Source organism: Nocardioides sp. CPCC 206348 (genome assembly GCF_048654705.1).
Taxonomy (GTDB): domain Bacteria; phylum Actinomycetota; class Actinomycetes; order Propionibacteriales; family Nocardioidaceae; genus Nocardioides.
In genome coordinates this window covers 18,329-20,025 of the sequence record NZ_JBMCZA010000221.1, presented here as the reverse complement: position 1 = coordinate 20,025, position 1,697 = coordinate 18,329, and the positions used below count along the sequence as shown (strand labels likewise).

Here is a 1,697-nt window from a genome sequence, read left to right as displayed (position 1 = left end):
TACCTCCAGTGGCTCGGCGTGGACTGCCTGTGGGTGCCGCCGTTCTTCCCCTCCCCGCTGCGTGACGGCGGGTACGACGTCTCCGACTACACAGGCGTGCTGCCCGAGATCGGCACCGCCGAGGACTTCCACGCGTTCCTCGACGCCGCCCACGAACGCGGCATCCGCGTGATCATCGACTTCGTCATGAACCACACGAGTGACCAGCACCCGTGGTTCCAGGCGTCGCGCTCGGACCCCGAGGGCCCCTACGGCGACTTCTACGTGTGGTCGGACACCGACGACCTGTACCAGGACGCGCGGGTCATCTTCGTCGACACCGAACCCTCCAACTGGACGTGGGACCAGACCCGCCAGCAGTACTTCTGGCACCGGTTCTTCCACCACCAGCCGGACCTCAACTTCGACAACCCGGCCGTGCACGACGCCATGATCGAAGCGATGTCGTTCTGGCTCGACATGGGCCTCGACGGCTTCCGGCTCGACGCCGTCCCGTACCTCTACGAACGGCCGGGCACCAACGGCGAGAACCTCCCCGAGACCCACGAGTTCCTGCGCAAGGTGCGCCGGTTCGTCGACGAGAACTACCCCGGCCGGGTGCTGCTCTGCGAGGCGAACCAGTGGCCGACCGACGTCGTGGAGTACTTCGGGCCGGAACTGCTCGACAACGGCGAGGTCATCGGGACCGAGTGCCACATGGCATTCCACTTCCCGGTGATGCCGCGCATCTTCATGGCCGTACGACGCGAGTCCCGCTTCCCGATCTCGGAGATCATGGAACAGACGCCCGCGATCCCGTCCGGCTGCCAGTGGGGCATCTTCCTGCGCAACCACGACGAGCTCACCCTCGAGATGGTGACCGACGAGGACCGCGACTACATGTGGGGCGAGTACGCCAAGGACCCGCGGATGAAGGCCAACATCGGCATCCGCCGCAGGCTCGCTCCCCTGCTCGACAACGACACCAACCAGATCGAGCTCTTCACCGCACTGCTGCTGTCGTTGCCCGGCTCCCCCGTCCTCTACTACGGCGACGAGATCGGGATGGGCGACAACATCTGGCTCGGCGACCGCGACGGCGTCCGTACTCCGATGCAGTGGACGCCCGACCGCAACGCCGGCTTCTCCGCCGCGACGCCCGGCAAGCTGCACCTGCCGGCCATCCAGGACCCCGTCTACGGCTACCAGAGCGTCAACGTCGAGGCCCAGCTGGAGAACCCGTCGTCACTGCTGCACTGGACGCGCCGGATGATCCACATCCGCCGCGGCCACGACGCCTTCGGGCTCGGCACCTTCACCGACCTGGGTGGGTCGAACCCGACGGTGCTGTCGTACGTCCGCGAGCACGTCGCGGCGGACGGCTCGGACGACGTCATGCTGTGCGTGAACAACCTGTCCCGCTTCCCGCAGCCGGTCGAGCTCGACCTGCGTCGCTACGAGGGCCGCGTGCCCGTCGAGCTGCTCGGTGGCGTGCCGTTCCCGCGGATCGGGGAACTGCCCTACCTGCTGACGTTGAGCGGCCACGGCTTCTACTGGTTCCGACTGACGAATCCCGACACCTCGGGGAGGCCGGTGCTGTGATCGAGCACTTCCTTGCACAGAGCCGCTGGTTCGGCGGCAAGGGGCGCGCCTTCACGGTGACCGGCGTGCGCCAGGTCGGGGCTATCGGATCCGTCGGGAGCGATCCCGGGGTGGTC

The 1,697-nt window shown here is 67.4% G+C and carries 1 protein-coding gene; it reads left to right on the top strand.

What is annotated here, in order from left to right:
- Positions 1 to 1,581: maltose alpha-D-glucosyltransferase (gene treS, locus ACOADB_RS24865; protein WP_378605190.1), on the top strand; the 1,581-nt coding region annotated here is incomplete at its 5' end.
- Positions 1,582 to 1,697 lie beyond the last annotated feature (116 nt).